This is a genomic window from Phytobacter ursingii (genome assembly GCF_001022135.1).
Taxonomy (GTDB): Bacteria; Pseudomonadota; Gammaproteobacteria; order Enterobacterales; family Enterobacteriaceae; genus Phytobacter; species Phytobacter ursingii.
The window spans coordinates 5,244,511-5,268,672 of sequence record NZ_CP011602.1 but is presented as its reverse complement, the minus strand read 5'-3'; the positions used below and the strand labels follow the sequence as shown (position 1 = coordinate 5,268,672).

Sequence of the window (24,162 nt, the reverse complement as noted above, 5' to 3'; positions counted from 1 at the left end):
TATTACGCTTCGCCACCAAACCAGCAAATATTACGTGCGGCCATGATGAGCTCCCCGGCTTTCTCGTCGGTTAAACCTTCGATATCGCTCAGGTCATCTACGCCCTGATCGGCGAGATCTTCCAGCGTACAAACACCGCGGGCTGCCAGTTTAAACGCCAACGCACGATCCAAACCTTCCAGGTTCAGCAGGTCTTCAGCCGGTTCTTTATTACCGATGCTTTCTTCCTGCGCCAGGGCCAGAGTGGTCAGGGCATTTTTCGCGCGTTCGCGCAGGGCTTCAACGGTATCTTCATCCAGACCGTCGATTTCCAGCAGCTCTTTCATTGGCACATATGCCAGTTCTTCCAGCGTAGAGAAACCTTCTTCAACCAGAACAGTGGCGAAGTCTTCGTCAATGTCGAGGTGGCGAGTGAAGGTGTCGATCGCCGCATGGGCTTCTGCCTGATGCTTCGCCTGCAGGTCTTCAACGGTCATTACGTTGAGTTCCCAGCCGCTCAGCTGCGAAGCCAGACGAACGTTCTGGCCATTACGGCCAATCGCCTGAGCCAGGTTACCGGCTTCAACAGCGATATCCATGGTGTGCTTGTCTTCATCGACAACGATAGAAGCAACATCAGCAGGTGCCATGGCGTTAATAACGAACTGCGCCGGGTTATCATCCCACAGGACAATATCGATTCGCTCGCCGCCCAGTTCGGTTGATACCGCCTGAACACGCGCGCCACGCATCCCCACGCACGCACCGACCGGATCGATACGCTTGTCGTTGGTTTTCACAGCAATTTTTGCACGAGAACCAGGATCGCGAGCCGCTGCTTTGATTTCAATAACTTCTTCGCCGATTTCCGGTACTTCAATGCGGAACAGTTCGATCAGCATCTCAGGTTTGGAACGCGTCACGAACAGCTGGGCACCACGCGCTTCGGGACGTACAGCGTAGAGCACACCGCGAATACGGTCGCCCGGACGGAAGTTTTCACGCGGCAACATGTCTTCACGCAGAATGACCGCTTCGGCATTGCTACCCAGATCAAGCGTGATGTTATCGCGGTTCACTTTCTTCACCACGCCGGTGATGATTTCGCCTTCATGCTCACGGAACTGGTCAACAACCATCGCACGTTCAGCTTCGCGAACTTTCTGCACGATAACCTGTTTTGCCGTCTGGGTGGTAATACGGTCAAAGGTGACAGATTCGATCTGGTCTTCAACAAAATCACCCACATTCATGCTTTCGTCTTCGAAGCGAGCCGCTTCCAGCGTAATTTCGCGCGTCGGCTGGGTAACTTCTTCAACCACAACCCAACGGCGGAACGTATCGAAATCACCGCTTTTACGATCGATCTCTACACGGACATCGATCTCTTGCTCATATTTTTTCTTGGTTGCTGTAGCCAGAGCACTTTCCAGCGCTTCGAAGATTTTTTCACGCGGCAGCGCTTTTTCGTTAGAAACAGCTTCAACAACAGCCAAAATTTCTTTATTCATCGGGGGCCTTTCACCTCAATCCAGACTGTTAAAAGTGGGGGACCAGGTTCGCTTTCTGAATGTTGCTCAATGCGAACACTTCATCTTTACCTTCGACCGTAACGGTGATCATCTCGCCATCGACACCTTTGATAACACCTTGCCATTTGCGACGGTTCTGTACCGCCATGCGCAAGACCAGCGACACCTCTTCACCCGTAAAACGCGCGTAGTGTTCCGCTGTAAATAAGGGACGATCAAGGCCTGGTGAGGACACTTCCAGGTTATAAGCGACGGTAATAGGATCTTCAACATCCATCACCGCGCTGACCTGATGGCTGACATCGGCACAATCATCAACATTGATGCCATCTTCACTATCAATATAGATGCGCAGTGTAGATGTGCGACCACGCACAAATTCAATACCAACCAGCTCGTAGCCCAGCGCTTCAACCGGTGCTGTGATCATCTCTGTTAATTTTTGCTCTAATGTGGACAAGCCCACCCCCAAGACATAAAAAAAGGGCGTAAAGCCCAGTTATTCCGTAGTCAGATAACAAAAAACCCCGATAAATCGGGGCTTTAAATAACTGAACCCTATAGCCGCAACTGCGGCCTGGAGAACCTTCCGGGAGTATTTTTTTCAAATCCAGCGACGAAGGCGTTAAGTCTTCATAGTATATTTGAAAAAGAACACTTCGGGAAAGTGGTTGCGGGGGCCGGATTTGAACCGACGACCTTCGGGTTATGAGCCCGACGAGCTACCAGGCTGCTCCACCCCGCGCCTGAAACGTGGCAAATTCTACTCGGTTAGCAGAAGATTTGCAAATAATGCTGGGATTTGGTACCGAAGACGGGACGTATAATCTGCATCCATTATATTGATAAACATAACTATCTGTCAACCCTGAGAAGTTTGCATTTTATGCGCCCTGACTTGTATTATCATGCGCAAGGGTGGATGCATTTTCAGAGGGCATTCCCCGTCATTATTGCGGTGAAAATTGCACTCTTCTCTTCCTGTCATCGCCAAAAGATGTTTAAATGAAAACTCATTTATTTTGCATAACCATTCACTATCGTAATAACTGAGAATGGTATTAAACATCATGGCGTGGCTGTTAAGTCTCTCACCATAGGTATATAAAGCAGGGATTTATTTTATGACGACGATTCTCAAGCATCTTCCGGTTGGTCAACGTATTGGTATCGCCTTCTCCGGAGGCCTGGATACCAGCGCGGCATTGCTGTGGATGCGCAAAAAAGGTGCCGTTCCTTATGCATACACTGCGAATCTGGGTCAACCGGACGAGGACGACTATGACGCAATTCCTCGTCGTGCGAAGGAATATGGCGCGGAGAATGCCCGCCTGATCGACTGCCGCAAGCAACTGGTTGCCGAAGGCATTGCTGCGATTCAGTGCGGCGCGTTTCATAATACAACGGGCGGATTGACCTACTTCAACACAACCCCGCTCGGTCGCGCGGTGACCGGTACAATGCTCGTGGCAGCAATGAAAGAAGATGGCGTTAACATCTGGGGCGATGGCAGTACCTATAAAGGTAATGATATTGAGCGCTTCTATCGTTATGGCCTGTTGACCAATGCCGAGCTGAAAATTTATAAGCCCTGGCTGGACACCGACTTTATTGATGAGCTGGGTGGCCGTCAGGAAATGTCCGAATTCATGATCGCCTGTGGTTTCGACTACAAAATGTCCGTGGAAAAAGCGTACTCCACTGACTCGAACATGCTCGGTGCAACACATGAAGCGAAGGATCTTGAATTCCTCAATTCCAGCGTGAAAATCGTTAACCCAATCATGGGCGTGAAGTTCTGGGACGAAAATGTCAAAATCCCGGCGGAAGAAGTAACCGTACGCTTTGAACAAGGCCATCCGGTTGCCCTTAATGGCAAAACATTTAGCGATGATGTCGAGCTAATGCTGGAAGCCAACCGGATCGGTGGTCGTCACGGTCTGGGCATGAGCGACCAGATTGAAAACCGTATCATTGAAGCGAAGAGCCGCGGTATTTATGAAGCACCGGGTATGGCACTGCTGCATATTGCGTACGAGCGCCTGCTGACGGGCATTCACAACGAAGATACTATCGAACAATATCATGCGCATGGGCGCCAGTTGGGTCGTTTGCTCTATCAGGGCCGCTGGTTCGATTCTCAGGCATTAATGCTGCGTGATGGTCTGCAACGCTGGGTAGCAAGCCAGATTACGGGTGAAGTCAGGCTGGAACTGCGTCGTGGTAACGATTACTCCATCCTGAATACTGTGTCTGACAACCTGACTTATAAGCCAGAGCGTTTGACCATGGAGAAAGGCGATTCCGTCTTCTCTCCGGATGATCGTATTGGCCAGTTGACCATGCGCAATCTGGACATCACCGATACACGTGAAAAACTGTTTGGTTATGCACAATCTGGCCTGCTTTCCGCCTCCTCTGCGACGGGTCTGCCGCAGGTTGAAAACCTGGAAAACAAAGCCAAATAAGCACCGACAGAAATGAGAAAAGCCGCGAAAGCGGCTTTTTTTATGCAATAACGTCTATGTAATGACACCTGCCGCAGCGAAACGCCATCAGCCCAGGCGGCGCCATGTAGCTTCTGGAGAACGGGCTTTTCTGCAGGCGAAAAAAAAGACGCTTTTTAGCGTCTTTTTTCCGGAATATTGGTACCGAGGATGGGACTCGAACCCACAAGCCCGTTAGGGCACTACCACCTCAAGGTAGCGTGTCTACCAATTCCACCACCTCGGTACGACGACTGCTTATTTCGGGATATCGCTGCTCGGCTGCGCCGGAGCTGCTGGCTGAGTCTGCTCAGTATGAGCCGGAGCACTCAGTCTTTCCCATTCACTTCCTTTATTGGTTTTGTTGGTATTGATGTTACCCAGCACCAGACTGATGATGAAGAACAGTGTCGCCAACACAGCGGTCATACGGGTCATGAAGTTACCAGAACCACTTGAACCGAACAACGTTGCAGAAGCGCCTGCGCCAAATGAGGCTCCCATATCAGCGCCTTTACCTTGCTGCAGCATGATTAAACCAACAAGGCCAATTGCCACAATAAGGAAAACAACTAAAAGAGCTTCGTACATAATCAACCTGTTCCTTGCGGGGTTGCCGCATGCCAATGCTTCAAACCAATAAAAGTGGGGTTGTTAATGTTTCCCACTGAAGCGGGTGTGAATACTAACCAAAGCGAATCACCTTCGCAAGGGCATTTTAAGCGCATTTTATCAAGTGAGGAAAAAAACAGCAAAAACGGAGACATCTCGTATTAAAAAGGCAGCAAACGCCGCCTTTTTAGACACTTAATGGCCATTAAACTGCTTTAACCGCATCTGCGATACGGTTGGCAAACGCAACTACGTGCTCTTCAACCTCGCCTTCCACCATGACGCGAATCAATGGTTCAGTTCCGGATTTACGCAACAGTACGCGGCCACGATTGCCCAACGCCGCTTCAACCTCAGCGGTCACGCTTTTAACCTGCTCATCTTCGAGCGGATCAATGTCGCTGGAGGTATAGCGCACATTCACCAGTATCTGGGGGAACATGGTCATCCCGCTGCATAAATCATGCAGGCTCATGTGATTACGCACCATTGCCGCCACAACTTGCAGGCCTGCTACAATCCCATCGCCGGTTGTCGTTTTGTCCAGCAGAATGACGTGGCCGGAGTTCTCTGCGCCAAGGCGCCAGCCTTTTTCCTGCAATTTTTCGAGGACGTAGCGGTCACCCACTTTCGCGCGCGCAAATGGAATGCCAAGCTGTTTTAACGCCAGTTCCAGTCCCATGTTACTCATCAGCGTCCCTACAGCGCCGCCGCGTAATTGCCCCTGACGCAAGGCTTCGCGCGCGATGATGTAGAGAATTTGGTCGCCATCAACCTTGTTGCCTTCATGGTCGACCATGATCACGCGATCACCGTCGCCATCAAAAGCAATACCTAAATCCGCTTTTTCACTCAGGACACGTTGCTGCAATGCCCTGACATCCGTTGCGCCGCAGTTTTCATTGATGTTTACGCCATCAGGCTCGCATCCCATTGCGATTACCTTCGCACCCAGTTCGCGGAAAACACTCGGAGCAATGTGGTAAGTAGCGCCATTCGCGCAGTCCACAACAATTTTAAGCGTATTCAGGCTGAGCTCGTTCGGGAATGTCGCTTTGCAAAATTCGATATAACGACCAGCGGCATCCACGATACGGCTGGCTTTACCCAGCTCGGCTGAATCCACGCAGGTCAGTTCTTTTTCCATCTCAGCTTCGATGGCTTCTTCTACCGCGTCCGGCAGCTTGGTACCGTCAATAGAAAAGAATTTAATGCCGTTGTCATAGAAAGGGTTATGCGATGCTGAGATGACAATCCCCGCTTCCGCACGAAACGTACGGGTAAGATATGCCACTGCGGGAGTAGGCATCGGCCCGGTAAAAGAGGCAGACAAACCCGCAGCGGCGAGACCAGCTTCGAGTGCAGATTCCAGCATATAGCCGGAAATGCGGGTATCTTTGCCAATGATAATTTTGCGTGAGCCATGACGCGCCAGTACCTTACCGGCCGCCCAGCCCAGTTTAAGCACAAAGTCAGGGGTAATTGGCGCATCACCAACGCGACCACGGATACCATCGGTGCCAAAATATTTACGATTACTCATAGCGTTTGTTTTCCTTCGCTGACGCTGACAGTGTGGCTTCCACCACCCGCATGGCTTCAACCGTTTCTTTTACATCGTGGACACGAATAATGTGCGCACCTTGCATGGCGGCAATCACCGCACATGCCAGGCTACCACTCAATCTTTCGTTCGGGCCAACGTTCAGTAGCTGGCCAACCATCGATTTACGCGACATTCCTACCAACAGAGGCAGGTTAAAATGATGAAACTCCGCCAGGCGGGCGAGGAGCGCGTAGTTGTGTGTGAGATTCTTACCGAAACCAAATCCGGGGTCGAGTAACAATTTCTCTTTTGAGATACCAGCCCGCACACAGCGTGCAATGTGGTCAATAAAGAAACGATTCACATCGGCAAAGACATCATCATATTTTGGCGCTTCTTGCATGGTCTTAGGCTGCCCCTGCATATGCATCAGACAGACAGGGAGCCCCGTTTCCGCCGCGGCCTCCAGTGCGCCAGGTTCAGTCAGCGAACGGATGTCATTAATAATGTGCGCCCCTACCCTGGCCGATTCACGGATCACTTCGGGCTTAGAGGTGTCGACAGAAATCCATACTTCAAAACGCTGCGCTATCGCTTCCACCACCGGAATCACGCGCTCCAGCTCTTCCTCCACGCTGACCTCTGCAGCACCAGGGCGGGTAGATTCGCCACCGACATCCACAATCGTTGCGCCGGCATTAATCATCAGATTGGCATGCCTGACCGCCTCGACCAACGTGTTATGCGTTCCGCCATCTGAAAAAGAATCCGGCGTCACATTGAGGATCCCCATCACATGCGGATGAGAAAGATCGAGGGTGGTACCCTGAGCATGCAATTTCATGACGTAAAACCTTTTGAATATTTGGTTGTGCAAAAAAGAAAAACCCCGGAGCAAGCCCCAGGGTTTCAGCAAAAGAACACATCATCGGCAAGAGAAAACTTACTTGTCGCCCAACTGTTCAGACATCGTGTTACCCGGGTTCGGCGTACGCGGTTCGTCTACCGGACGCGGTGCACGCGGGGTGCCATTGCTGTCAGAATTGTTGGTGTCAGGATCTTCCCAGCCGGCTGGCGGACGCACGTCGCGACGAGCCATCAGGTCATCGATTTGCGGCGCATCGATGGTTTCATATTTCATCAACGCGTCTTTCATCGCATGCAGGATATCCATATTTTCGTTCAGGATCTGGCGTGCACGATTGTAGTTGCGCTCAATCAATGCTTTCACTTCCTGATCGATAATCCGTGCGGTTTCATCAGACATATGTTTCGCTTTCGCTACGCTACGACCAAGGAACACTTCGCCTTCTTCTTCAGCGTAGAGCAATGGACCGAGTTTGTCTGAATAACCCCACTGGGTCACCATGTTACGCGCCAGGTTTGTCGCCACTTTGATGTCGTTCGACGCACCGGTAGAAACTTGCTCAGCACCGTAGATGATCTCTTCTGCGAGGCGACCGCCATACAGTGTAGAGATCTGGCTTTCCAGCTTCTGACGGCTGGCGCTGATCGCGTCCCCTTCCGGCAGGAAGAACGTCACGCCCAGTGCGCGACCACGCGGAATAATAGTGACTTTGTGTACCGGATCGTGTGCCGGTACCAGACGACCAATAATCGCATGGCCTGCTTCATGATAAGCAGTCGATTCTTTCTGTGCTTCCGTCATCACCATGGAGCGACGTTCCGCACCCATCATGATTTTGTCTTTCGCTTTTTCGAACTCAACCATCGAAACGACGCGCTTGTTGCCGCGAGCAGCAAACAGCGCTGCTTCGTTCACCAGGTTTGCCAGATCCGCACCGGAGAAACCAGGCGTACCGCGAGCGATAATTGCCGCATCAATATCCGGAGAAAGCGGTACGCGACGCATATGCACTTTCAGGATTTGCTCACGACCGCGCACATCCGGCAGACCCACAACAACCTGACGGTCAAAGCGGCCCGGACGTAACAGTGCAGGGTCAAGAACGTCCGGACGGTTAGTCGCAGCAATAACGATGATACCTTCGTTACCTTCGAAACCATCCATCTCAACCAGCATCTGGTTCAGCGTCTGCTCACGTTCATCATGGCCGCCGCCCAGGCCAGCACCACGCTGGCGACCAACGGCGTCGATTTCATCAATGAAAATAATACACGGTGCCGCTTTTTTGGCTTGTTCGAACATGTCACGCACACGTGATGCACCGACACCAACGAACATTTCCACAAAGTCAGAACCAGAAATGGTAAAGAATGGCACCTTCGCTTCACCCGCGATCGCTTTCGCGAGCAGCGTTTTACCGGTACCCGGAGGGCCGACCATCAGGACGCCTTTCGGGATTTTACCCCCCAGTTTCTGGAAGCGGCTCGGTTCACGCAGGTATTCAACCAGCTCACCCACTTCTTCTTTCGCTTCGTCGCAACCCGCAACATCCGCAAAAGTCGTTTTAATTTGGTCTTCGGTGAGCATACGCGCCTTGCTCTTGCCGAACGACATGGCACCTTTGCCACCGCCGCCCTGCATTTGGCGCATAAAGAATATCCAGACCCCAATCAGCAACAGCATCGGGAACCAGGAAATAAAGATTGAAGCCAGCAGGCTAGGTTCTTCCGGCGGCTCGCCAACCACTTTGACATTTTTAGTCAGCAGGTTATCAAGCAGTTTCGGATCGTTCACCGGGATGTAAGTCGTGTAACGGTTACTATCTTTCTTGGTAACGTTGATCTCACGTCCGTTGATACGCGCTTCGCGAACCTGGTCCTGGTTGACCTCCTGCAGGAAGGTAGAATAATCCACCTTACGGCCATTAGACTCGCTGGGCCCAAAGCTCTGGAATACTGACATCAGCACAACGGCAATGACCAGCCAGAGTATTAGGTTTTTCGCCATGTCACTCAAGGGATTAACCTCATATTACAACTGTGTTAAAAACAGCGTCAGGTTACTATAGTTTTCGCCCGGTCGCTACAATGTACACTTCTCGTGAACGGGCACGGGAAGAGTCCGGCTTACGAACTTTCACTTTCGTAAACAGAGAGCGAATTTCCCTAAGGTACTCATCGAAACCTTCGCCCTGAAAGACTTTCACAACAAAACCACCACCAGGCGCTAACACATCCCGGCACATCTGTAGCGCCAGTTCCACCAGGTACATAGAGCGGGGAATATCAACTGCTGGGGTTCCGCTCATGTTTGGTGCCATATCTGACATGACAACTTGTACTTTACTGTCCCCGACTCGATCCAGTAATGCTTTCAGGACTAATTCATCACGAAAGTCACCCTGAAGAAAGTCCACACCAACGATTGGATCCATAGGTAAAAGATCACACGCGATGATTCGGCCTGTGCCCCCGATCTGCGTGACCGCATATTGCGACCAGCCACCAGGAGCGGCACCGAGATCGACAACTGTCATTCCCGGCTTAAAAAGTTTGTCACTTTGCTGTATTTCATCAAGTTTAAACCAGGCACGGGAACGTAACCCCTTTTTCTGCGCCTGTTGAACATATTTATCGCTAAAGTGTTCCTGAAGCCAGCGACTCGAGCTGGCAGAACGCTTTTTACCTGTCATTTCACATTCCGTCTGGGTTCATCGTATACAGCAACGTAAAATTACACGCGGCGATTTGGTGATATATGGGAGATGGCGGTAGAATGACCCGTTTTCAATCCCAACGTAAGCAAAATATACGATGAATCTGAGTACTAAACAAAAACAGCACCTGAAAGGTCTGGCACATCCGCTCAAGCCGGTAGTTATGCTTGGCAATAATGGTTTGACCGAAGGGGTACTGGCCGAGATCGAACAAGCGTTAGAGCACCATGAGCTTATCAAGGTTAAAATCGCTACCGAAGACCGCGAGACTAAGACCTTGATCGTGGAAGCTATTGTACGCGAAACCGGCGCCTGTAACGTACAGGTCATCGGTAAAACGCTGGTACTTTATCGTCCTGCTAAAGAGCGCAAAATCTCGCTGCCGCGCTAAGAATATCCTTAATTGAACACAAAATCTGTGTAAAACGAGGGGTTTTCGCTAACAGACGAGCAAAATGCCATGCTCATTGAGTTGTTAAAAGGCCGCAGTGCGGCCTTTTTCTTTTCTTTACAATACGTCAACAAGTGCGGTTAACGAAATTATTCAGAGATATTCCACTTTGATAATTTCGAATTCGACATCGCCGCCCGGGGTACGAATGACAACGACATCGTCTTGTTCTTTACCGATCAGACCACGCGCGATCGGTGAATTTACGGAGATCAGATTTTGCTTAAAGTCAGCTTCGTCGTCACCCACAATACGGTAAGTCTGCTCTTCCTCAGTATCCAGATTGAGCACACTGACCGTACTACCAAAAATTACACGACCATTGTTCGGCATTTTAGAGATATCGATAACCTGCGCATTGGACAGTTTTGCTTCGATATCTTTGATACGACCTTCACAAAAGCCTTGCTGTTCGCGGGCTGCATGGTATTCCGCATTTTCTTTCAGGTCACCATGCTCGCGCGCTTCCGCGATCGCGGCGATAATTTCAGGACGGCGCACTGATTTCAAAAAATCCAGCTCTTCGCGCAGTTTTTCGGCACCACGTAAGGTCATCGGAATAGCTTGCATTTGTTATACCTCTTAAACTTTCCTGTATGGAGCAGTCTCCCGCCCCGGCTGCTATGTCTGCCCGGATTCAGGTGCATAACCCCCGACCAGAAGCAAAAGAAAACTGACCCGGAGACAAAGCCCCAGGTCAGCAACAATTTTTCAATTTGATACGTATTTTACCCGGAAGTTCACTATGGGTCATCGTTTACTTTCCGGGTCGATGCGCCGTAGTATGACGGCTTGTTTCCAGGTTGTTAGCGCGAGATTATGCGATTTCCCAGATTTTTCATCGGATTGACAACAAGTATAGCCCTGAATGTTCAGGCCGCGAATGTCGACGAGTACATAAACCAGTTACCGGACGGCGCGAATCTCGCCCTCATAGTGCAAAAGGTGGGAGCACAGGAACCGGATATCGATTATCACGGCAAGCAAATGGCTTTACCGGCGAGTACGCAAAAAGTCATTACCGCGCTGGCTGCTTTATTACAGCTTGGCCCTGATTTCCGCTTCACCACGACGCTGGAGAGTAAAGGTACGGTTGACAATGGTGTATTAAAAGGTGACTTAGTCGCAAGATTTGGCGGCGATCCGACGTTAAAACGTCAGAATATACGCAATATGGTCGCGACCCTGAAAAAATCTGGAGTGCAAAAAATCGAGGGAAATGTCCTTATCGATACATCGATTTTTGCCAGCCATGACAAAGCCCCCGGCTGGCCATGGAACGACATGACCCAGTGCTTTAGCGCCCCACCCGCAGCAGCCATTATCGACCGCAACTGTTTTTCTGTTTCGTTATACAGCGCGCAGAAACCCGGAGACCTTGCGTATATCCGCGTCGCATCATACTACCCGGTAAACATGTTCAGCCAGGTCCGTACGCTGGCGCGCGGCTCATCCGAAGGGCAATACTGCGAACTGGATGTTGTTCCTGGCGATTTAAACCGCTTCACGCTGACCGGCTGCCTGCCACAACGTACTGACCCGCTACCGCTGGCTTTTGCCATTCAGGATGGCGCCAGTTATGCCGGCGCTATAATCAAGGCAGAACTCAAAGATGCAGGCATTACCTATACGGGAACCCTGTTGCGCCAGACACAAGTCAACGAGCCCGGCACAGTTATCGCCAGCACACAATCGGCCCCGTTGCATGATTTGCTGAAAATCATGCTGAAAAAGTCGGACAACATGGTTGCCGATACCGTTTTCCGCATGATTGGTCATGCCCGCTTTGGCGTACCGGGCACCTGGCGCGCCGGTTCTGATGCAGTTCGTCAGATTCTGCGTCAGCAAGCCGGCGTGGATATCGGAAACACGATCATTGCGGATGGCTCGGGTCTGTCGCGCCACAATCTGATTGCGCCTGCCACCATGATGCAGGTACTCCAGTACATTGCCCAGCATGACAACGAGCTCAATTACATCTCTATGCTGCCGCTTGCGGGTTATGATGGCTCATTACAGTACCGGGCGGGTCTGCATGAAGCTGGCGTGGACGGCAAGGTATCTGCCAAAACAGGTTCGCTGCAAGGCGTTTACAACCTGGCTGGTTTTATCACTACCGCAAGCGGGCAGCGAATGGCCTTCGTACAATATTTGTCGGGTTATGCGGTAGAACCCGCCGATCAGCGTAACCGACGTATCCCACTGGTTCGCTTTGAAAGCCGCCTGTACAAAGACATCTACCAGAACAATTAATAAAAAAGCCGGGTAGCGTTAACGCTTTCCCGGCTCAGAGTGTCTGTAATCCCCCTCAGACGTTCGTCCGTGGGGGAATAGCAGAATCAGTGTTTGTAGATGAACTCAATGCCTTCTTCGTCATCTTCGTCCCAGTCATCATCGTCCAGGTCGTCTTCTTCGGCTTCTTCAAGCTGCTGACGGTGATAATCGTCCCACATAAACTCGACCTTCTCTGGCTGTTTCTCTTCCTGCGCCTGAGCGATCGGGTTTTCGATGATAAAGGTCATCACATCCCAACAGAGGTCCTTAACACCTTGCTGGCTGGCCGCAGAGATAAGGTAATACTTATCTTGCCAGCCCAATGCTTCGGCGATCTCTTTGGCTTTGGCTTCTGCTGTAGCTTTGTCCATCAGGTCAATTTTATTGAAGACCAGCCAACGCGGTTTAGCCGCCAGTTTTTCGCTGTATTTTTCCAGCTCGCCAATGATGATCCGCGCATTATCAACCGGATCGGAACCGTCAATCGGATCGATATCGATCAGATGTAGCAATACGCGGCAGCGCTCAAGATGTTTGAGGAAGCGAATACCAAGACCTGCACCCTCAGATGCCCCTTCAATCAGCCCCGGGATGTCCGCTACCACGAAGCTTTTTTCGTTATCCATACGCACGACGCCGAGGCTTGGAACCAGTGTGGTAAACGGATAGTCAGCCACTTTAGGTTTTGCCGCAGAGACGGCGCGGATGAAAGTAGATTTGCCCGCATTCGGCATACCCAGCATCCCCACATCCGCCAGCAGCATCAGCTCCAGCATGAGGTCGCGTTTATCACCCGGCGTCCCCATCGTCTTCTGGCGCGGCGTACGGTTAACGGATGATTTGAAACGGGTATTGCCCAGACCATGCCAGCCGCCTTTCGCCACCATCAGACGCTGACCGTGTTTGGTCATATCGCCCATGGTTTCGCCTGTGCCCTGGTCAATCACACGAGTACCTACCGGCACTTTCACCGTCACATCTTTACCGCGCTTACCCGTGCAGTCACGGCTTTGACCGTTCTGACCACGTTCAGCGCGGAATGATTTTTCAAAGCGGTAGTCAATTAAGGTGTTCAGGTTCTCATCTGCTTCCAGCCAGACGTCGCCGCCATCACCACCGTCGCCGCCATCCGGTCCACCGTTGGGAATGTATTTTTCGCGACGGAAGCTCACACAACCGTTACCGCCGTCACCCGCCACGACCAGGATGACCGCTTCATCAACAAACTTCATTTTACTCTCCGTAACTCATTCGCCTGAGCGGGGCAAAGTGACAACCACTTCACGCTTGCGCCAGCGTCCCCAAAGACGATGGCCAATGGCGGAATACATTGCTCCCGCAACCACGACAAACGCACCGAGATAACCGATAAGGTTTAACATCGGTCTGGCGAAAACATCGGGCCAGGCCATTGATAATAAATCTGAAAACAACAACGTAAACAGCGGCGTCAGGGTGATGAGCGCGCTGACCTGCGCAGCCTGCCAGCGAGCCATTGCTTCCGCCAGCGCGCCATAGCCGACCAGCGTATTCAGGCCACAGAAAAACAGGCACGCAAGTTGCCAGTTACTGAGCTGGGAAATCACGCCAGGCCGGGCCAAAGGCAGTAACGCCATCGTACATAAAGTGTACAGCAAAAAGAGGATCTGTTGTGAAGCCAGACGCCTCAATAATACTTTTTGCGCGACACCATAACTGACCCAAACCGTTGCCGCCCCGACGCCGAAAATGACGCCCCAGGTGTAGTCAGTCAGTTTGGTAAAAATCTCAATCAGGCTGGTGTTGAAAAACATAACCAGACCGCAAAGCAACATGATTGCGCCAATCACCTGCGTCCCGCGCATCTTCTCTTTCAGGATAAAGACGCTGGCGACCATCATACCAACCGGCGACAGTTGCCCAATCACCTGCGACGCAGTCGGGCTTAAATACTGCAGGGAGGAACTAAAGAGCACGAAATTACCGAATAGCCCACCGGTCGCAATGGCGAGCAACACCAGCCATTTCGGCTTGCGAAACTGGCGCAGCGAAGGGAGTTTACGTTTACAGGCCAGAATCGTACCAAGGCCGATTGCCGCCATTAAAAAACGATAAAACACCACTGTCGGGGGTTCCATTACCGTCAGCACCTGTTTCATTGCAATTGGCAGTGCTCCCCAGCACATTGCGGTAGTGAGCGCCAAAAGAATACCAATGCCAGCCTGCTGCTTCATGCCCGTTTTCCCTACAGAAAGTTTTCCGGACTTCTAATGTAAAAAGCCCCGCAACGTGTTGCGGGGCTTTCATCCGTTACCGGACCACGAAAAACTTACTCAGCAACGATGCTGATGTATTTACGGTTATTCGGGCCTTTAACTTCAAATTTCACTTTACCGTCTGCTTTAGCAAACAGAGTGTGGTCACGACCGCAACCTACGTTAGTACCAGCGTGGAATTTGGTGCCACGCTGACGAACGATGATGCTACCCGCCAGAACGGATTCGCCACCGAAACGCTTAACGCCCAGGCGTTTAGCTTCTGAATCGCGACCGTTACGAGTTGAGCCGCCAGCCTTTTTATGTGCCATTTAAATCTACTCCTCAGGTCTTAGGCGCTGATGCCAGTGATTTTCACATCAGTGAACCACTGACGGTGGCCCTGTTGCTTACGATAGTGTTTACGACGACGAAACTTAACGATTTTAACTTTCTCGCCACGACCGTGAGCAACAACTTCAGCTTTGATTACGCCGCCATCAACGAAAGGAACGCCGATTTTGACTTCTTCACCGTTTGCGATCATCAGAACTTCAGCGAATTCAACAGATTCGCCAGTTGCGATGTCCAGCTTTTCCAGGCGAACGGTCTGACCTTCGCTTACTCGGTGTTGTTTACCACCACTTTGGAAAACCGCGTACATAAAAAACTCCGCTTCCGCGCACATCATCGTGTGATTCAGAGTGCGCTATAAATATTCACAATAGGGCGCGAATATTACGCAAAACGCGAGCCTTTGACAAGTGCGATCGTCAATCCATGCAGAAAAAAAACACAATGCGTAGGGCAACGTTTATCTGGCGCGTTTTTTCAGTACAATCAACAATACTATTCTAACCCGTAACCCTTCGTTATCCCATTTTGATATGTGGTAAACAGGACTGAAAGCCCGGCTTTTGCGATGAATTTAGAAAAAATCAATGAGTTAACCGCGCAAGATATGGCGGGTGTTAATGCGACAATCCTGCAACAGCTCAACTCTGATGTTCAGCTAATCAACCAGTTGGGTTATTACATTGTTAGCGGCGGCGGTAAACGTATCCGTCCGATGATTGCCGTACTGGCTGCGCGTGCCGTTGGCTACGAAGGCAATGCGCATGTCACCATCGCCGCATTAATCGAATTTATCCACACTGCGACGCTTCTCCATGACGATGTTGTGGATGAATCAGATATGCGCCGCGGCAAAGCCACCGCTAATGCTGCGTTTGGTAATGCAGCCAGTGTGTTGGTCGGTGATTTTATTTACACCCGCGCCTTTCAGATGATGACCAGCCTTGGCTCACTGAAAGTACTGGAAGTCATGTCCGAAGCGGTGAATGTCATCGCCGAAGGTGAAGTTCTGCAGTTGATGAACGTCAATGACCCGAACATCACCGAAGAGAACTATATGCGCGTGATATACAGCAAGACTGCGCGCCTGTTTGAAGCGGCTGCACAGTGCTCTGGCTTACTGGCAGGTTGCAGCGACGCCCAGGAAAAAGGGTTGCAGGATTATGGCCGTTATCTGGGCACTGCCTTTCAGCTGATTGACGACTTGCTGGACTACAGTGCGGATGGCGAAACGCTGGGTAAAAACACCGGCGATGACCTTAACGAAGGTAAACCGACTCTCCCCTTGCTGCATGCGATGCATAACGGCACCGCAGAACAGGCGCAGATGATTCGTGAAGCCATTGAGCAGGGCAACGGGCGACATCTTCTGGAACCTGTTCTGGAAGCGATGGCCGCTTGTGGTTCGCTGGAATGGACGCGTCGTCGTGCAGAAGAAGAGGCGGATAAAGCTATCGCTGCCCTGCAGGTTCTTCCTGACTCCCCGTGGCGCGAAGCACTCATCGGCCTCGCCCATATCGCGGTCCAGCGCGATCACTAATTCACGCTTTTATTCGCTTTCCCGCTGACCACGGGAAAGCGCCAATAAGTTCTTATAACAATCACAAAAAAACGCTCACTGTTATAATCATCAGCCCTAATCATCAGCCCTGGTGAATTCTTAAATGCTGCGATATTACATGAACTTTTTAGAGCAATAGCTCTCATATGCGTATAGTAAACATTCTTCATATTGCCATAGCGTTTTAAGGATTTTTACCAGGGAGGAAGAATGGAAAACAAATTTATTGACTGGCACCCGGCGGATATCATTGCCGGACTTCACAAAAAAGGGACGTCACTGGCCGCAGAATCGCGTAAGTGCGGTTTGAGTTCATCAACGCTTGCGAATGCGCTAACGCGCTCCTGGCCGAAAGGAGAACTTATTATTGCCCGCGCGCTGGATACCGATCCCTGGGTGATATGGCCATCGCGCTATCACGATCCCGTCACCCATGAATTTATCGACAGAACCAGCATGATGCGGCAAAGGAAGCCAAAATAAACAAGATGACCCCCTTCCCGAGGCGGGTTGGGGGTTTGACGGCAAAGAGAGATTATTCGCCTTTCACACGCTCAATATGCGCACCAAGTGCGCTCAGCTTGTCTTCAATGCGCTCATAACCACGATCGATATGGTAAATACGATCCACAATCGTCGTCCCCTCCGCGATACAACCCGCCAGCACGAGGCTTGCAGATGCACGCAGGTCGGTTGCCATCACTTGTGCGCCGGAGAGTTTTTCGACGCCATGGCAAATCGCGGTATTGCTTTCGATTTCCGCATGCGCACCCATACGAATCAGTTCAGGGATGTGCATAAAACGGTTTTCGAAGATCGTCTCGGTGATCACGCCCGTGCCTTCTGCAACGAGATTAAGCAGCGTGAATTGCGCCTGCATGTCTGTCGGAAACGCCGGATGCGGCGCTGTGCGCACATTAACAGCTTTCGGACGTTTACCGTGCATATCCAGGCTAATCCAGTCGTCACCCACTTCTATTTCCGCGCCGGCTTCGCGCAGCTTAGCCAGTACGGCATCCAGCGTATCGGGTTTCGCGTTGCGACATACGATTTTGCCACCAGAGATTGCAGCCGCTACCAGGAAGGTGCCCGTTTCAATACGGTCCGGCAGCACACGATAGACACCGCCACCGAGACGCTCAACGCCTTCAATGGTGACACGGTCGGTACCCTGGCCGCTGATTTTCGCACCCAGCGCATTGAGGAAGTTCGCGGTATCAACGATTTCCGGCTCACGCGCGGCGTTTTCGATAATGGTGGTGCCTTCAGCCAGCGTTGCCGCCGTCATAATGGTGACTGTCGCGCCAACGCTGACTTTATCCATGACGATATGCGCGCCTTTCAGGCGACCATTCACGCTCGCTTTGACATAACCTTCTTCGAGCTTAATTTCCGCGCCAAGCTGTTCCAGACCCGTAATGTGCAGATCTACCGGACGCGCGCCAATGGCACAGCCACCCGGTAAGGAAACCTGACCCTGACCAAAACGTGCGACCAGCGGCCCCAGCGCCCAGATAGAGGCACGCATGGTTTTAACCAGATCGTAAGGCGCGCAAAAAACGTTAACCTTGCTGGCATCGATCCAGACAGATCCGTTGCGTTCAACCTTGGTACCCAACTGGCTCAGCAGCTTCATGGTGGTATCAATGTCTTTCAGTTTCGGAACGTTGCGGATCTCTACCGGTTCTTCTGCCAGCAGTGCGGCAAAAAGGATGGGTAACGCGGCGTTTTTAGCACCTGAAATTGTGACTTCGCCCTGGAGCCGGGTTGGCCCCTGTACACGAAACTTATCCATTCATCTGATCTCTGTTAAGAATTCACACGCGCTGCGGGCGTAATACCCGTAGCTCAAAAACCGTTTAGTTTGCGATCGCGTGCCCACTCTTGCGGGGTATACGCTTTGATCGAGAGAGCGTGAATGCGGTTGTCCGCTATATATTCCGCTAATGGGCCATATACGGCCTGCTGTTTTTTGACCCGGCTCATGCCGTCAAAAACCTCACCCACAGCAATAACCTGAAAGTGACTGCCGTCGCCAGAGACGTGGGCTTCCTGGAGAGAAAGTGCGTTCATCAGCACTGCCTGAATTTCATGATTTTCCATGGGCGTTAATTTCATCTGATAGTGAAAACAGCCCCACATCTTAGAGGAAAGTGAGGCGGTCTTAAATAAGCAAAAAGCCTCGTCGGTATACCAAACGAGGCTTTAAAGAGTAACGTACTGAAAAATTTAGCGAGGCAATACGTCCGCAGGCAAATTATAGAGTGCTGCAAGCGTCTGCAGATTCTCGCTTATCCCTTCGAGTGAAACCTGGTGGCCCTGAATTTTTCCCTGAGCAATCAGGTGAATTAATAGGGCCACGCCAGCAGTATCAACGCGCGATACGGCGCGCAGATCGATACAGGTAGTCCCTTTCATTGCATCCTGGCGGGCATTCCACAAAGGATTAAGCACATCCTGATCGAGCTCGCCCTGCAGCACCAGCCGTTCACCTTCACGCGCCCAGCTTAATTGCGGCGTCATTATTTCTTCTCATCCAACGTAATTTTCTGGTGAGAAATGGCCTGCAACTGCGCGGTAAGACCATCGATACCTTTAGTGCGCAACAGATCGCTCCACTCATTTTGTTTAGTGGTGATCATACTCACCCCTTCGGCAATCATGTCGTAAGCCTGCCAGTTACCGGACTGCGTGTTTTTGCGCCACTGAAAATCCAGACGCACTGGCGGACGGCCGTTTGGATCGATAATAGTCACGCGGATCGGGACGATCGTGGCGTCACCCAGCGGCTTCTCCGGGGCAATCTCGTAGGTCTGACCGTGATACAGCGCCAGAGCCTGGCCATAAGCCTGCTTCAGGTATTCACGGAAAGCAGCGAAGTAGGCCTCCCGCTGCGCAGGCGTTGCGTCTTTATAGTAACGCCCCAACACCAGGGCACCGGCGTATTTAATTTGGACGTATGGCAGTAATTCTTGATCGACCACGTCACGTAAATAATCTGGATTCGCGCGAATCTTTGGTTGTTCGTTTTTGAGGCGATCAAACGTTTTCTTTGCCGCCTCCTGCATTGCTTTGTACGGATTGCTTTGTTCCGTCGCGTTGGCGAGTCCAAGTGGCGCGATAACCAGCATGGCAACCATTAATAGACGTTTAAACATGCGTCAACTCTCCTCGTTAATTCGTCTTACCAGCAGACGGTGCGCTGGAAGTATCATCCTGCTGTTTTGACTGCGCATCGCCAGAATTCTTATTGTCACTGCCTTTACTGTTGTAAAGGAATTGTCCGATCAGATCCTCAAGGACCATTGCGGATTTCGTATCCTGGATTGTGCTGCCTTCTTTAAGCATAGAAGTTCCCAGTTCAGGATCCTCAAATCCCACATTCAAAGCCAAATATTGCTCCCCCAGCAAACCTGACGTACGAATAGCCAGTGAGCTTGTATCAGGAATCTGGTTGTAACGCTCTTCGATGTCCAGCGCGACGCGCGGCAGATAAGTTTTTGGATCGAGTTCAATATCAGCAACACGGCCAACCACCACGCCACCAATACGGACCGGCGAGCGCGCTTTCAGGCCGCCAATGTTGTCGAAGGTTGCGTACACGCGATACGTCGGTTCGGTACGCATAGAGGCAACATCGGCCGCTTTCAGGCAGATAAACAACCCCGCCAGCAGCGCCAGTAACAGAAAAATGCCTACCCAAATTTCACTTTTTTTCGTTTGCATGAACTCAATTCCCAAACATCAATGCGGTGAGCACAAAATCAAGACCAAGCACGGCCAGCGAAGAGTGCACAACGGTACGCGTCGTTGCCCGACTGATCCCGGCGGAAGTCGGGATCGCGTCATAACCATTAAATAAAGCAATCCAGGTTACGGTAATGGCAAAGACAACGCTCTTAATCAGACAGTTCACCAGATCCAGTCGCCAGTCGACGGCGTTTTGCATCGCCGACCAGAAGAACCCTGAGTCGATTCCTTTCCAGTTCACACCCACCAGCGAGCCGCCCCAGATACCGACCGCAACGAAGATAACCGTCAGCAATGGCAAGGAGATCACCCCCGCCCAAAAACGAGGAGAAATCACGCGCCGCAGGGGGTCAACAGCCATCATTTCAAGACTTGAAAGTTGCTCAGTCGCGCGCATCAGGCCAATTTCCGCCGTCAGTGCAGAACCCGCGCGCCCGGCATAAAGCAGAGCAGCGACAACGGGCCCCAGTTCACGCAACAAGGAGAGCGCCACCAGCATTCCCAGACTGGTTTCCGCGCTATAAGTCGTAAGCACCAGATAGCCCTGCAAGCCAAGCACCATGCCGATAAATACGCCGGACACGATAATAATGAGCATCGACAGGACACCCACATTATAGAGTTGGCGCACCAGCAACGGCGCGTGTTTGCCAAATTCCGGCTTACCGACCAGCGCATTGAAGAGCATTAAACCAGCGCGGCCAAACGTCGCGATCGTCTTAATCCCGCGATGTCCAAGCGACGCCAGTGCATGTAACAACATGAGTGGCTTAACTCCCTGTCTCAAATAAATCGGATTGATATTGACCTGCGGGATAGCGGAACGGAACGGGGCCGTCAGCAATGCCGTCGAGGAACTGACGGACGCGAGGGTCGGCGTTTTCTTGCAAGCCTTGCGCGCTGCCCTGCGCCACAATTTTACGGTCTGCAACAATATACGCATAGTCGGCGATGCTCAGCACTTCCGGCACGTCATGGGAGACGACAACACAGGTGACGCCCAGCGCGCTATTCAGTTCAGAGATAAGCTTCACCAGCACACCCATGGTAATAGGATCCTGGCCGACAAAAGGTTCGTCGAACATGATTAAATCTGGCTCCAGCGCGATAGCCCTTGCCAGCGCGGCGCGGCGCGCCATCCCACCAGAGAGTTCGGAAGGCATGAGTTTTGCTGCACCACGCAGTCCCACCGCCTCCAGTTTCATCATGACCGTACTTTTCAGCAACGGGGCCGGTAAGTTCGTATGCTCGCGCAACGGATAGGCCACATTATCGAACACAGTCATGTCGGTAAATAATGCGCCGGACTGGAACAACATGCTCATTCGTTTGCGAACGGTAAACAGCCGGGAGCGACTCATCGCGGGGATATTCTCACCGTCGAAGAGGATTTCGCCCGCGTCTGGCGGTATCTGTCCGCCAATAAGACGCAGCAATGTTGTTTTACCAATCCCGGACGGCCCCATAATGGCGGTGATTTTACCGCGTGGCACCGTCAGCGAGATATTGTCGAAAATACGCCGACTTCCACGGGAGAAACTCACGCCACGGATATCGACCAGATTCGCCACAGTCTGGCTCATTCACTCTTCCTTATAAGCCTTGATTGGGTCTAAGCATGACGCCGGATAACTGCAAGAACCCACCATTTTTACAGAATATTACCCGTATGAGTTAGCGAAAGCTGGCATTTGTTTTACTTTTGAGCCGCATAAAGTCAAAATTAAGAATTCTCTACGCCGCTTAAAATTCCCGGTTTTCCCCGGCAATCGCAGCCTGCGGACCGGCAGATTATACCTCAAGAAAGGACTTTAGATGCTTTTAGCGACGGCGCTGTTAATTATTGGTTTACTGTTAGTGGTATACAGCGCTGACCGATTGGTATTCGCCGCCTCAATTTTGTGTCGCAGTTTGGGTGTTCCACCGTTGCTCATTGGGATGACAGTGGTGAGTATTGGCACCTCTCTTCCGGAGATGATTGTCTCCGTTGCGGCCTCCATGCACGGCCAACTTGATTTGGCCATTGGGACGGCTCTCGGCTCTAACATCACCAATATTCTGTTGATCCTGGGACTCGCAGCGCTCCTGCATCCATTTACCGTCCATTCCGATATCCTGCGCCGTGAATTGCCGCTAATGTTAATAACCAGCCTGCTGGCAGGGTTGGTGCTGTTTGACGGGCAACTGACCTGGCTGGACGGCCTGTTTTTACTTCTGCTGGCCGTGCTATGGCTGGTATACATTGTTAAAATCGCCCGTCTGGCTGAGCTGCAAGGTAGCGATACGCTAACACGTGAGCAAGTTGCAGAGTTGCCGCGTGGCGGTAGCCTGTCAGTGGCATTCTTGTGGCTCGGGGTCGCACTTATCATTATGCCGATGTCAACGCGCATGGTAGTGGACAACGCCACGGTGGTCGCAAACCATTTCGCGATGAGCGAATTAACCATCGGCCTGACGGTGATTGCCATTGTGACGGGTCTGCCGGAACTGGCAACCGCCATTGCCGGGGCACGTAAGGGAGAAGACGATATTGCGATCGGTAATATCATCGGCTCGAATATTTTCAACATCACGCTGGTGCTGGGTTTACCCGCGCTGATCGCGCCAGGTCATTTTAATAGTCTGGCTTTTACACGAGATTACGGCGTGATGTTACTGGTCAGCGTCATTTTTGCCCTCACCTGCTGGCGACGTAAGCAGCAGACAGGCAGAGGAACTGGCGCATTACTATTAGGCGGTTTTATCACCTGGTTAGCATTCCTGTACTGGGTTACGCCGCGTCTGACAGGATAATTGGACACACATTTATGTCGCATATCGATCTGCAACCGGGCTTCGACTTTCAGCAGGCTGGCCGGGACGTTTTGCAAATTGAACGTGAAGGTCTGGCCCAGCTTGACCAATACATTAATCAGGACTTTGCACAGGCTTGTGAAAAGATTTTCTATTGCAGCGGCAAAGTCGTCGTAATGGGGATGGGGAAATCGGGTCATATTGGTCGAAAAATGGCCGCAACATTCGCCAGTACCGGTACCTCTTCTTTCTTTGTTCATCCGGGAGAGGCGGCGCATGGCGATCTGGGTATGGTCGGGTCGCAGGATGTGGTGATCGCGTTGTCGAATTCCGGAGAGTCGAATGAGATCCTGGCGTTGATCCCGGTGCTCAAGCGACTGAAAGTATTCCTGATCTGTATGACAAGCCGTCCTGACAGCAGTATGGGCCGCGCGGCTGATATTCATCTGTGTGTGAAGGTGCCGCAAGAGGCCTGTCCATTAGGTTTGGCGCCGACCTCCAGCACTACCGCCGCATTGGTAATGGGAGATGCTCTGGCAGTCGCTCTGTTGAAAGCCCGGGGTTTTACCGCTGAGGATTTTGCGCTTTCTCACCCTGGCGGCGCGCTTGGACGTAAGCTCCTGTTGCGGGTCAATGACATCATGCACACCGGGGACGAAATTCCGCATGTGAGCAAAGACGCCACGCTGCGCGACGCTCTTCTCGAAATCACGCGTAAGAATTTAGGCCTGACGGTGATTTGCGACGATCTGATGAAGATCGAAGGCATTTTTACCGATGGCGATTTGCGCCGTGTCTTTGATATGGGCGCAGATGTACGTAGTTTAGGGATTGCTGAGGTAATGACGCCTGGAGGTATCCGCGTGCGTCCTGGCACACTGGCGGTGGACGCGCTTAATCTGATGCAGTCCCGCCACATCACCTCTGTTTTGGTTGCAGATGGCGACCAATTGCTGGGTGTGGTACATATGCATGATTTGCTGCGCGCGGGCGTGGTGTGAAAAAG

General features: G+C 51.6%; 26 protein-coding genes and 2 tRNA genes. 7 read left to right on the top strand and 21 right to left on the bottom strand.

The window, feature by feature from the left end; genetic code table 11:
• Positions 1 to 2: 2 nt before the first annotated feature.
• From nusA to AB182_RS28455, 3 genes are all read right to left on the bottom strand, one after another.
• Positions 3 to 1,490: a transcription termination factor NusA gene (nusA, locus tag AB182_RS28465; protein ID WP_047372962.1), complete on the bottom strand. Its 1,488-nt coding sequence runs from the start codon at positions 1,488 to 1,490 to the stop codon at positions 3 to 5.
• A 28-nt stretch (positions 1,491 to 1,518) separates the two neighbouring features.
• Complete coding sequence (rimP, locus tag AB182_RS28460) at positions 1,519 to 1,971, bottom strand: ribosome maturation factor RimP (RefSeq protein ID WP_047373469.1); 453 nt, start codon at positions 1,969 to 1,971, stop codon at positions 1,519 to 1,521.
• Positions 1,972 to 2,179: 208 nt separating this feature from the next.
• Positions 2,180 to 2,256: transfer RNA gene (locus AB182_RS28455), tRNA-Met, on the bottom strand.
• Positions 2,257 to 2,635: 379 nt separating this feature from the next.
• Between AB182_RS28455 and argG the strand changes: the two genes are divergently transcribed.
• Complete coding sequence (gene argG, locus AB182_RS28450) at positions 2,636 to 3,979, top strand: argininosuccinate synthase (RefSeq protein WP_047372961.1); 1,344 nt, start codon at positions 2,636 to 2,638, stop codon at positions 3,977 to 3,979.
• 178 nt (positions 3,980 to 4,157) lie between these two features.
• Here the strand turns inward: argG and AB182_RS28445 are convergent.
• The 6 genes from AB182_RS28445 to rlmE form a co-directional block, all read right to left on the bottom strand.
• A tRNA-Leu gene (locus AB182_RS28445) sits at positions 4,158 to 4,244 on the bottom strand.
• An 11-nt stretch (positions 4,245 to 4,255) separates the two neighbouring features.
• Positions 4,256 to 4,588 carry a preprotein translocase subunit SecG gene (secG, locus tag AB182_RS28440; RefSeq protein ID WP_047372960.1) on the bottom strand — a complete coding sequence of 111 codons (333 nt, stop codon included), beginning with the start codon at positions 4,586 to 4,588 and terminating at the stop codon, positions 4,256 to 4,258.
• 226 nt (positions 4,589 to 4,814) lie between these two features.
• The gene (gene glmM, locus AB182_RS28435; protein ID WP_047372959.1) at positions 4,815 to 6,152 is read right to left on the bottom strand and encodes a phosphoglucosamine mutase; all 1,338 of its coding nucleotides are present in this window, start codon (positions 6,150 to 6,152) and stop codon (positions 4,815 to 4,817) included.
• Positions 6,145 to 6,999 (bottom strand): dihydropteroate synthase, encoded by an 855-nt coding sequence (gene folP / locus AB182_RS28430; protein ID WP_047372958.1) that lies wholly within the window; start codon positions 6,997 to 6,999, stop codon positions 6,145 to 6,147. Before folP ends, glmM begins: the two co-directional genes overlap by 8 nt.
• Before the next feature lie 99 nt (positions 7,000 to 7,098).
• Entirely contained in the window at positions 7,099 to 9,030 is a 1,932-nt protein-coding gene (gene ftsH / locus AB182_RS28425; protein ID WP_047372957.1) for an ATP-dependent zinc metalloprotease FtsH, read from the bottom strand.
• Positions 9,031 to 9,085: 55 nt separating this feature from the next.
• Positions 9,086 to 9,715 (bottom strand): 23S rRNA (uridine(2552)-2'-O)-methyltransferase RlmE, encoded by a 630-nt coding sequence (rlmE, locus tag AB182_RS28420; protein ID WP_039077471.1) that lies wholly within the window; start codon positions 9,713 to 9,715, stop codon positions 9,086 to 9,088.
• A 121-nt stretch (positions 9,716 to 9,836) separates the two neighbouring features.
• On the opposite strand from rlmE, the gene yhbY reads away from it, so the two are divergent.
• The gene (gene yhbY / locus AB182_RS28415; RefSeq protein ID WP_039077470.1) at positions 9,837 to 10,130 is read left to right on the top strand and encodes a ribosome assembly RNA-binding protein YhbY; all 294 of its coding nucleotides are present in this window, start codon (positions 9,837 to 9,839) and stop codon (positions 10,128 to 10,130) included.
• Positions 10,131 to 10,283: 153 nt separating this feature from the next.
• Here the strand turns inward: yhbY and greA are convergent, their stop codons facing one another.
• Positions 10,284 to 10,760: a transcription elongation factor GreA gene (gene greA, locus AB182_RS28410; protein WP_047372956.1), complete on the bottom strand. Its 477-nt coding sequence runs from the start codon at positions 10,758 to 10,760 to the stop codon at positions 10,284 to 10,286.
• A 249-nt stretch (positions 10,761 to 11,009) separates the two neighbouring features.
• Between greA and dacB the strand changes: the two genes are divergently transcribed.
• Positions 11,010 to 12,443, top strand: coding sequence for a serine-type D-Ala-D-Ala carboxypeptidase (dacB, locus tag AB182_RS28405; RefSeq protein ID WP_047372955.1), 1,434 nt, complete (start codon positions 11,010 to 11,012; stop codon positions 12,441 to 12,443).
• Positions 12,444 to 12,529: 86 nt separating this feature from the next.
• Here dacB and cgtA read toward each other — a convergent pair whose 3' ends face one another.
• The 4 genes from cgtA to rplU form a co-directional block, all read right to left on the bottom strand.
• Positions 12,530 to 13,696 carry an Obg family GTPase CgtA gene (gene cgtA / locus AB182_RS28400; protein ID WP_047372954.1) on the bottom strand — a complete coding sequence of 389 codons (1,167 nt, stop codon included), beginning with the start codon at positions 13,694 to 13,696 and terminating at the stop codon, positions 12,530 to 12,532.
• A 15-nt stretch (positions 13,697 to 13,711) separates the two neighbouring features.
• Positions 13,712 to 14,677: a DMT family transporter gene (locus tag AB182_RS28395; protein ID WP_047372953.1), complete on the bottom strand. Its 966-nt coding sequence runs from the start codon at positions 14,675 to 14,677 to the stop codon at positions 13,712 to 13,714.
• A 95-nt stretch (positions 14,678 to 14,772) separates the two neighbouring features.
• Positions 14,773 to 15,030: a 50S ribosomal protein L27 gene (gene rpmA / locus AB182_RS28390; protein WP_003861831.1), complete on the bottom strand. Its 258-nt coding sequence runs from the start codon at positions 15,028 to 15,030 to the stop codon at positions 14,773 to 14,775.
• Between the two features lie 20 nt (positions 15,031 to 15,050).
• Positions 15,051 to 15,362: a 50S ribosomal protein L21 gene (gene rplU / locus AB182_RS28385; RefSeq protein WP_003025032.1), complete on the bottom strand. Its 312-nt coding sequence runs from the start codon at positions 15,360 to 15,362 to the stop codon at positions 15,051 to 15,053.
• A gap of 258 nt (positions 15,363 to 15,620) precedes the next feature.
• Here rplU and ispB point away from each other — a divergent pair, with 258 nt between their 5' ends.
• Positions 15,621 to 16,592 carry an octaprenyl diphosphate synthase gene (gene ispB, locus AB182_RS28380; protein WP_047372952.1) on the top strand — a complete coding sequence of 324 codons (972 nt, stop codon included), beginning with the start codon at positions 15,621 to 15,623 and terminating at the stop codon, positions 16,590 to 16,592.
• A gap of 231 nt (positions 16,593 to 16,823) precedes the next feature.
• The gene (gene sfsB / locus AB182_RS28375; RefSeq protein ID WP_047372951.1) at positions 16,824 to 17,096 is read left to right on the top strand and encodes a DNA-binding transcriptional regulator SfsB; all 273 of its coding nucleotides are present in this window, start codon (positions 16,824 to 16,826) and stop codon (positions 17,094 to 17,096) included.
• 52 nt (positions 17,097 to 17,148) lie between these two features.
• On the opposite strand, the gene murA is transcribed toward sfsB, so the two are convergent.
• The 7 genes from murA to mlaF form a co-directional block, all read right to left on the bottom strand.
• On the bottom strand, positions 17,149 to 18,408 hold the full coding sequence (murA, locus tag AB182_RS28370; protein WP_047372950.1) for a UDP-N-acetylglucosamine 1-carboxyvinyltransferase: 1,260 nt from the start codon (positions 18,406 to 18,408) through the stop codon (positions 17,149 to 17,151).
• Between the two features lie 53 nt (positions 18,409 to 18,461).
• Entirely contained in the window at positions 18,462 to 18,716 is a 255-nt protein-coding gene (ibaG, locus tag AB182_RS28365) for a BolA family iron metabolism protein IbaG (protein ID WP_047372949.1), read from the bottom strand.
• Positions 18,717 to 18,842: 126 nt separating this feature from the next.
• Entirely contained in the window at positions 18,843 to 19,136 is a 294-nt protein-coding gene (mlaB, locus tag AB182_RS28360) for a lipid asymmetry maintenance protein MlaB (protein WP_047372948.1), read from the bottom strand.
• Positions 19,136 to 19,771: a phospholipid-binding protein MlaC gene (gene mlaC / locus AB182_RS28355; RefSeq protein WP_047372947.1), complete on the bottom strand. Its 636-nt coding sequence runs from the start codon at positions 19,769 to 19,771 to the stop codon at positions 19,136 to 19,138. Before mlaC ends, mlaB begins: the two co-directional genes overlap by 1 nt.
• A 16-nt stretch (positions 19,772 to 19,787) precedes the next feature.
• Complete coding sequence (gene mlaD, locus AB182_RS28350) at positions 19,788 to 20,339, bottom strand: outer membrane lipid asymmetry maintenance protein MlaD (RefSeq protein ID WP_047372946.1); 552 nt, start codon at positions 20,337 to 20,339, stop codon at positions 19,788 to 19,790.
• Between the two features lie 4 nt (positions 20,340 to 20,343).
• Positions 20,344 to 21,126, bottom strand: coding sequence for a lipid asymmetry maintenance ABC transporter permease subunit MlaE (gene mlaE, locus AB182_RS28345; protein ID WP_047372945.1), 783 nt, complete (start codon positions 21,124 to 21,126; stop codon positions 20,344 to 20,346).
• 7 nt (positions 21,127 to 21,133) lie between these two features.
• Positions 21,134 to 21,946: a phospholipid ABC transporter ATP-binding protein MlaF gene (mlaF, locus tag AB182_RS28340; protein WP_047372944.1), complete on the bottom strand. Its 813-nt coding sequence runs from the start codon at positions 21,944 to 21,946 to the stop codon at positions 21,134 to 21,136.
• Positions 21,947 to 22,178: 232 nt separating this feature from the next.
• On the opposite strand from mlaF, the gene AB182_RS28335 reads away from it, so the two are divergent.
• Together AB182_RS28335 and kdsD are read left to right on the top strand one after the other, a co-directional pair.
• A complete protein-coding gene (locus tag AB182_RS28335; protein WP_047372943.1) occupies positions 22,179 to 23,156 on the top strand; it encodes a calcium/sodium antiporter in 978 nt (325 codons plus the stop codon).
• Positions 23,157 to 23,170: 14 nt separating this feature from the next.
• Entirely contained in the window at positions 23,171 to 24,157 is a 987-nt protein-coding gene (gene kdsD / locus AB182_RS28330; RefSeq protein WP_047372942.1) for an arabinose-5-phosphate isomerase KdsD, read from the top strand.
• Positions 24,158 to 24,162 lie beyond the last annotated feature (5 nt).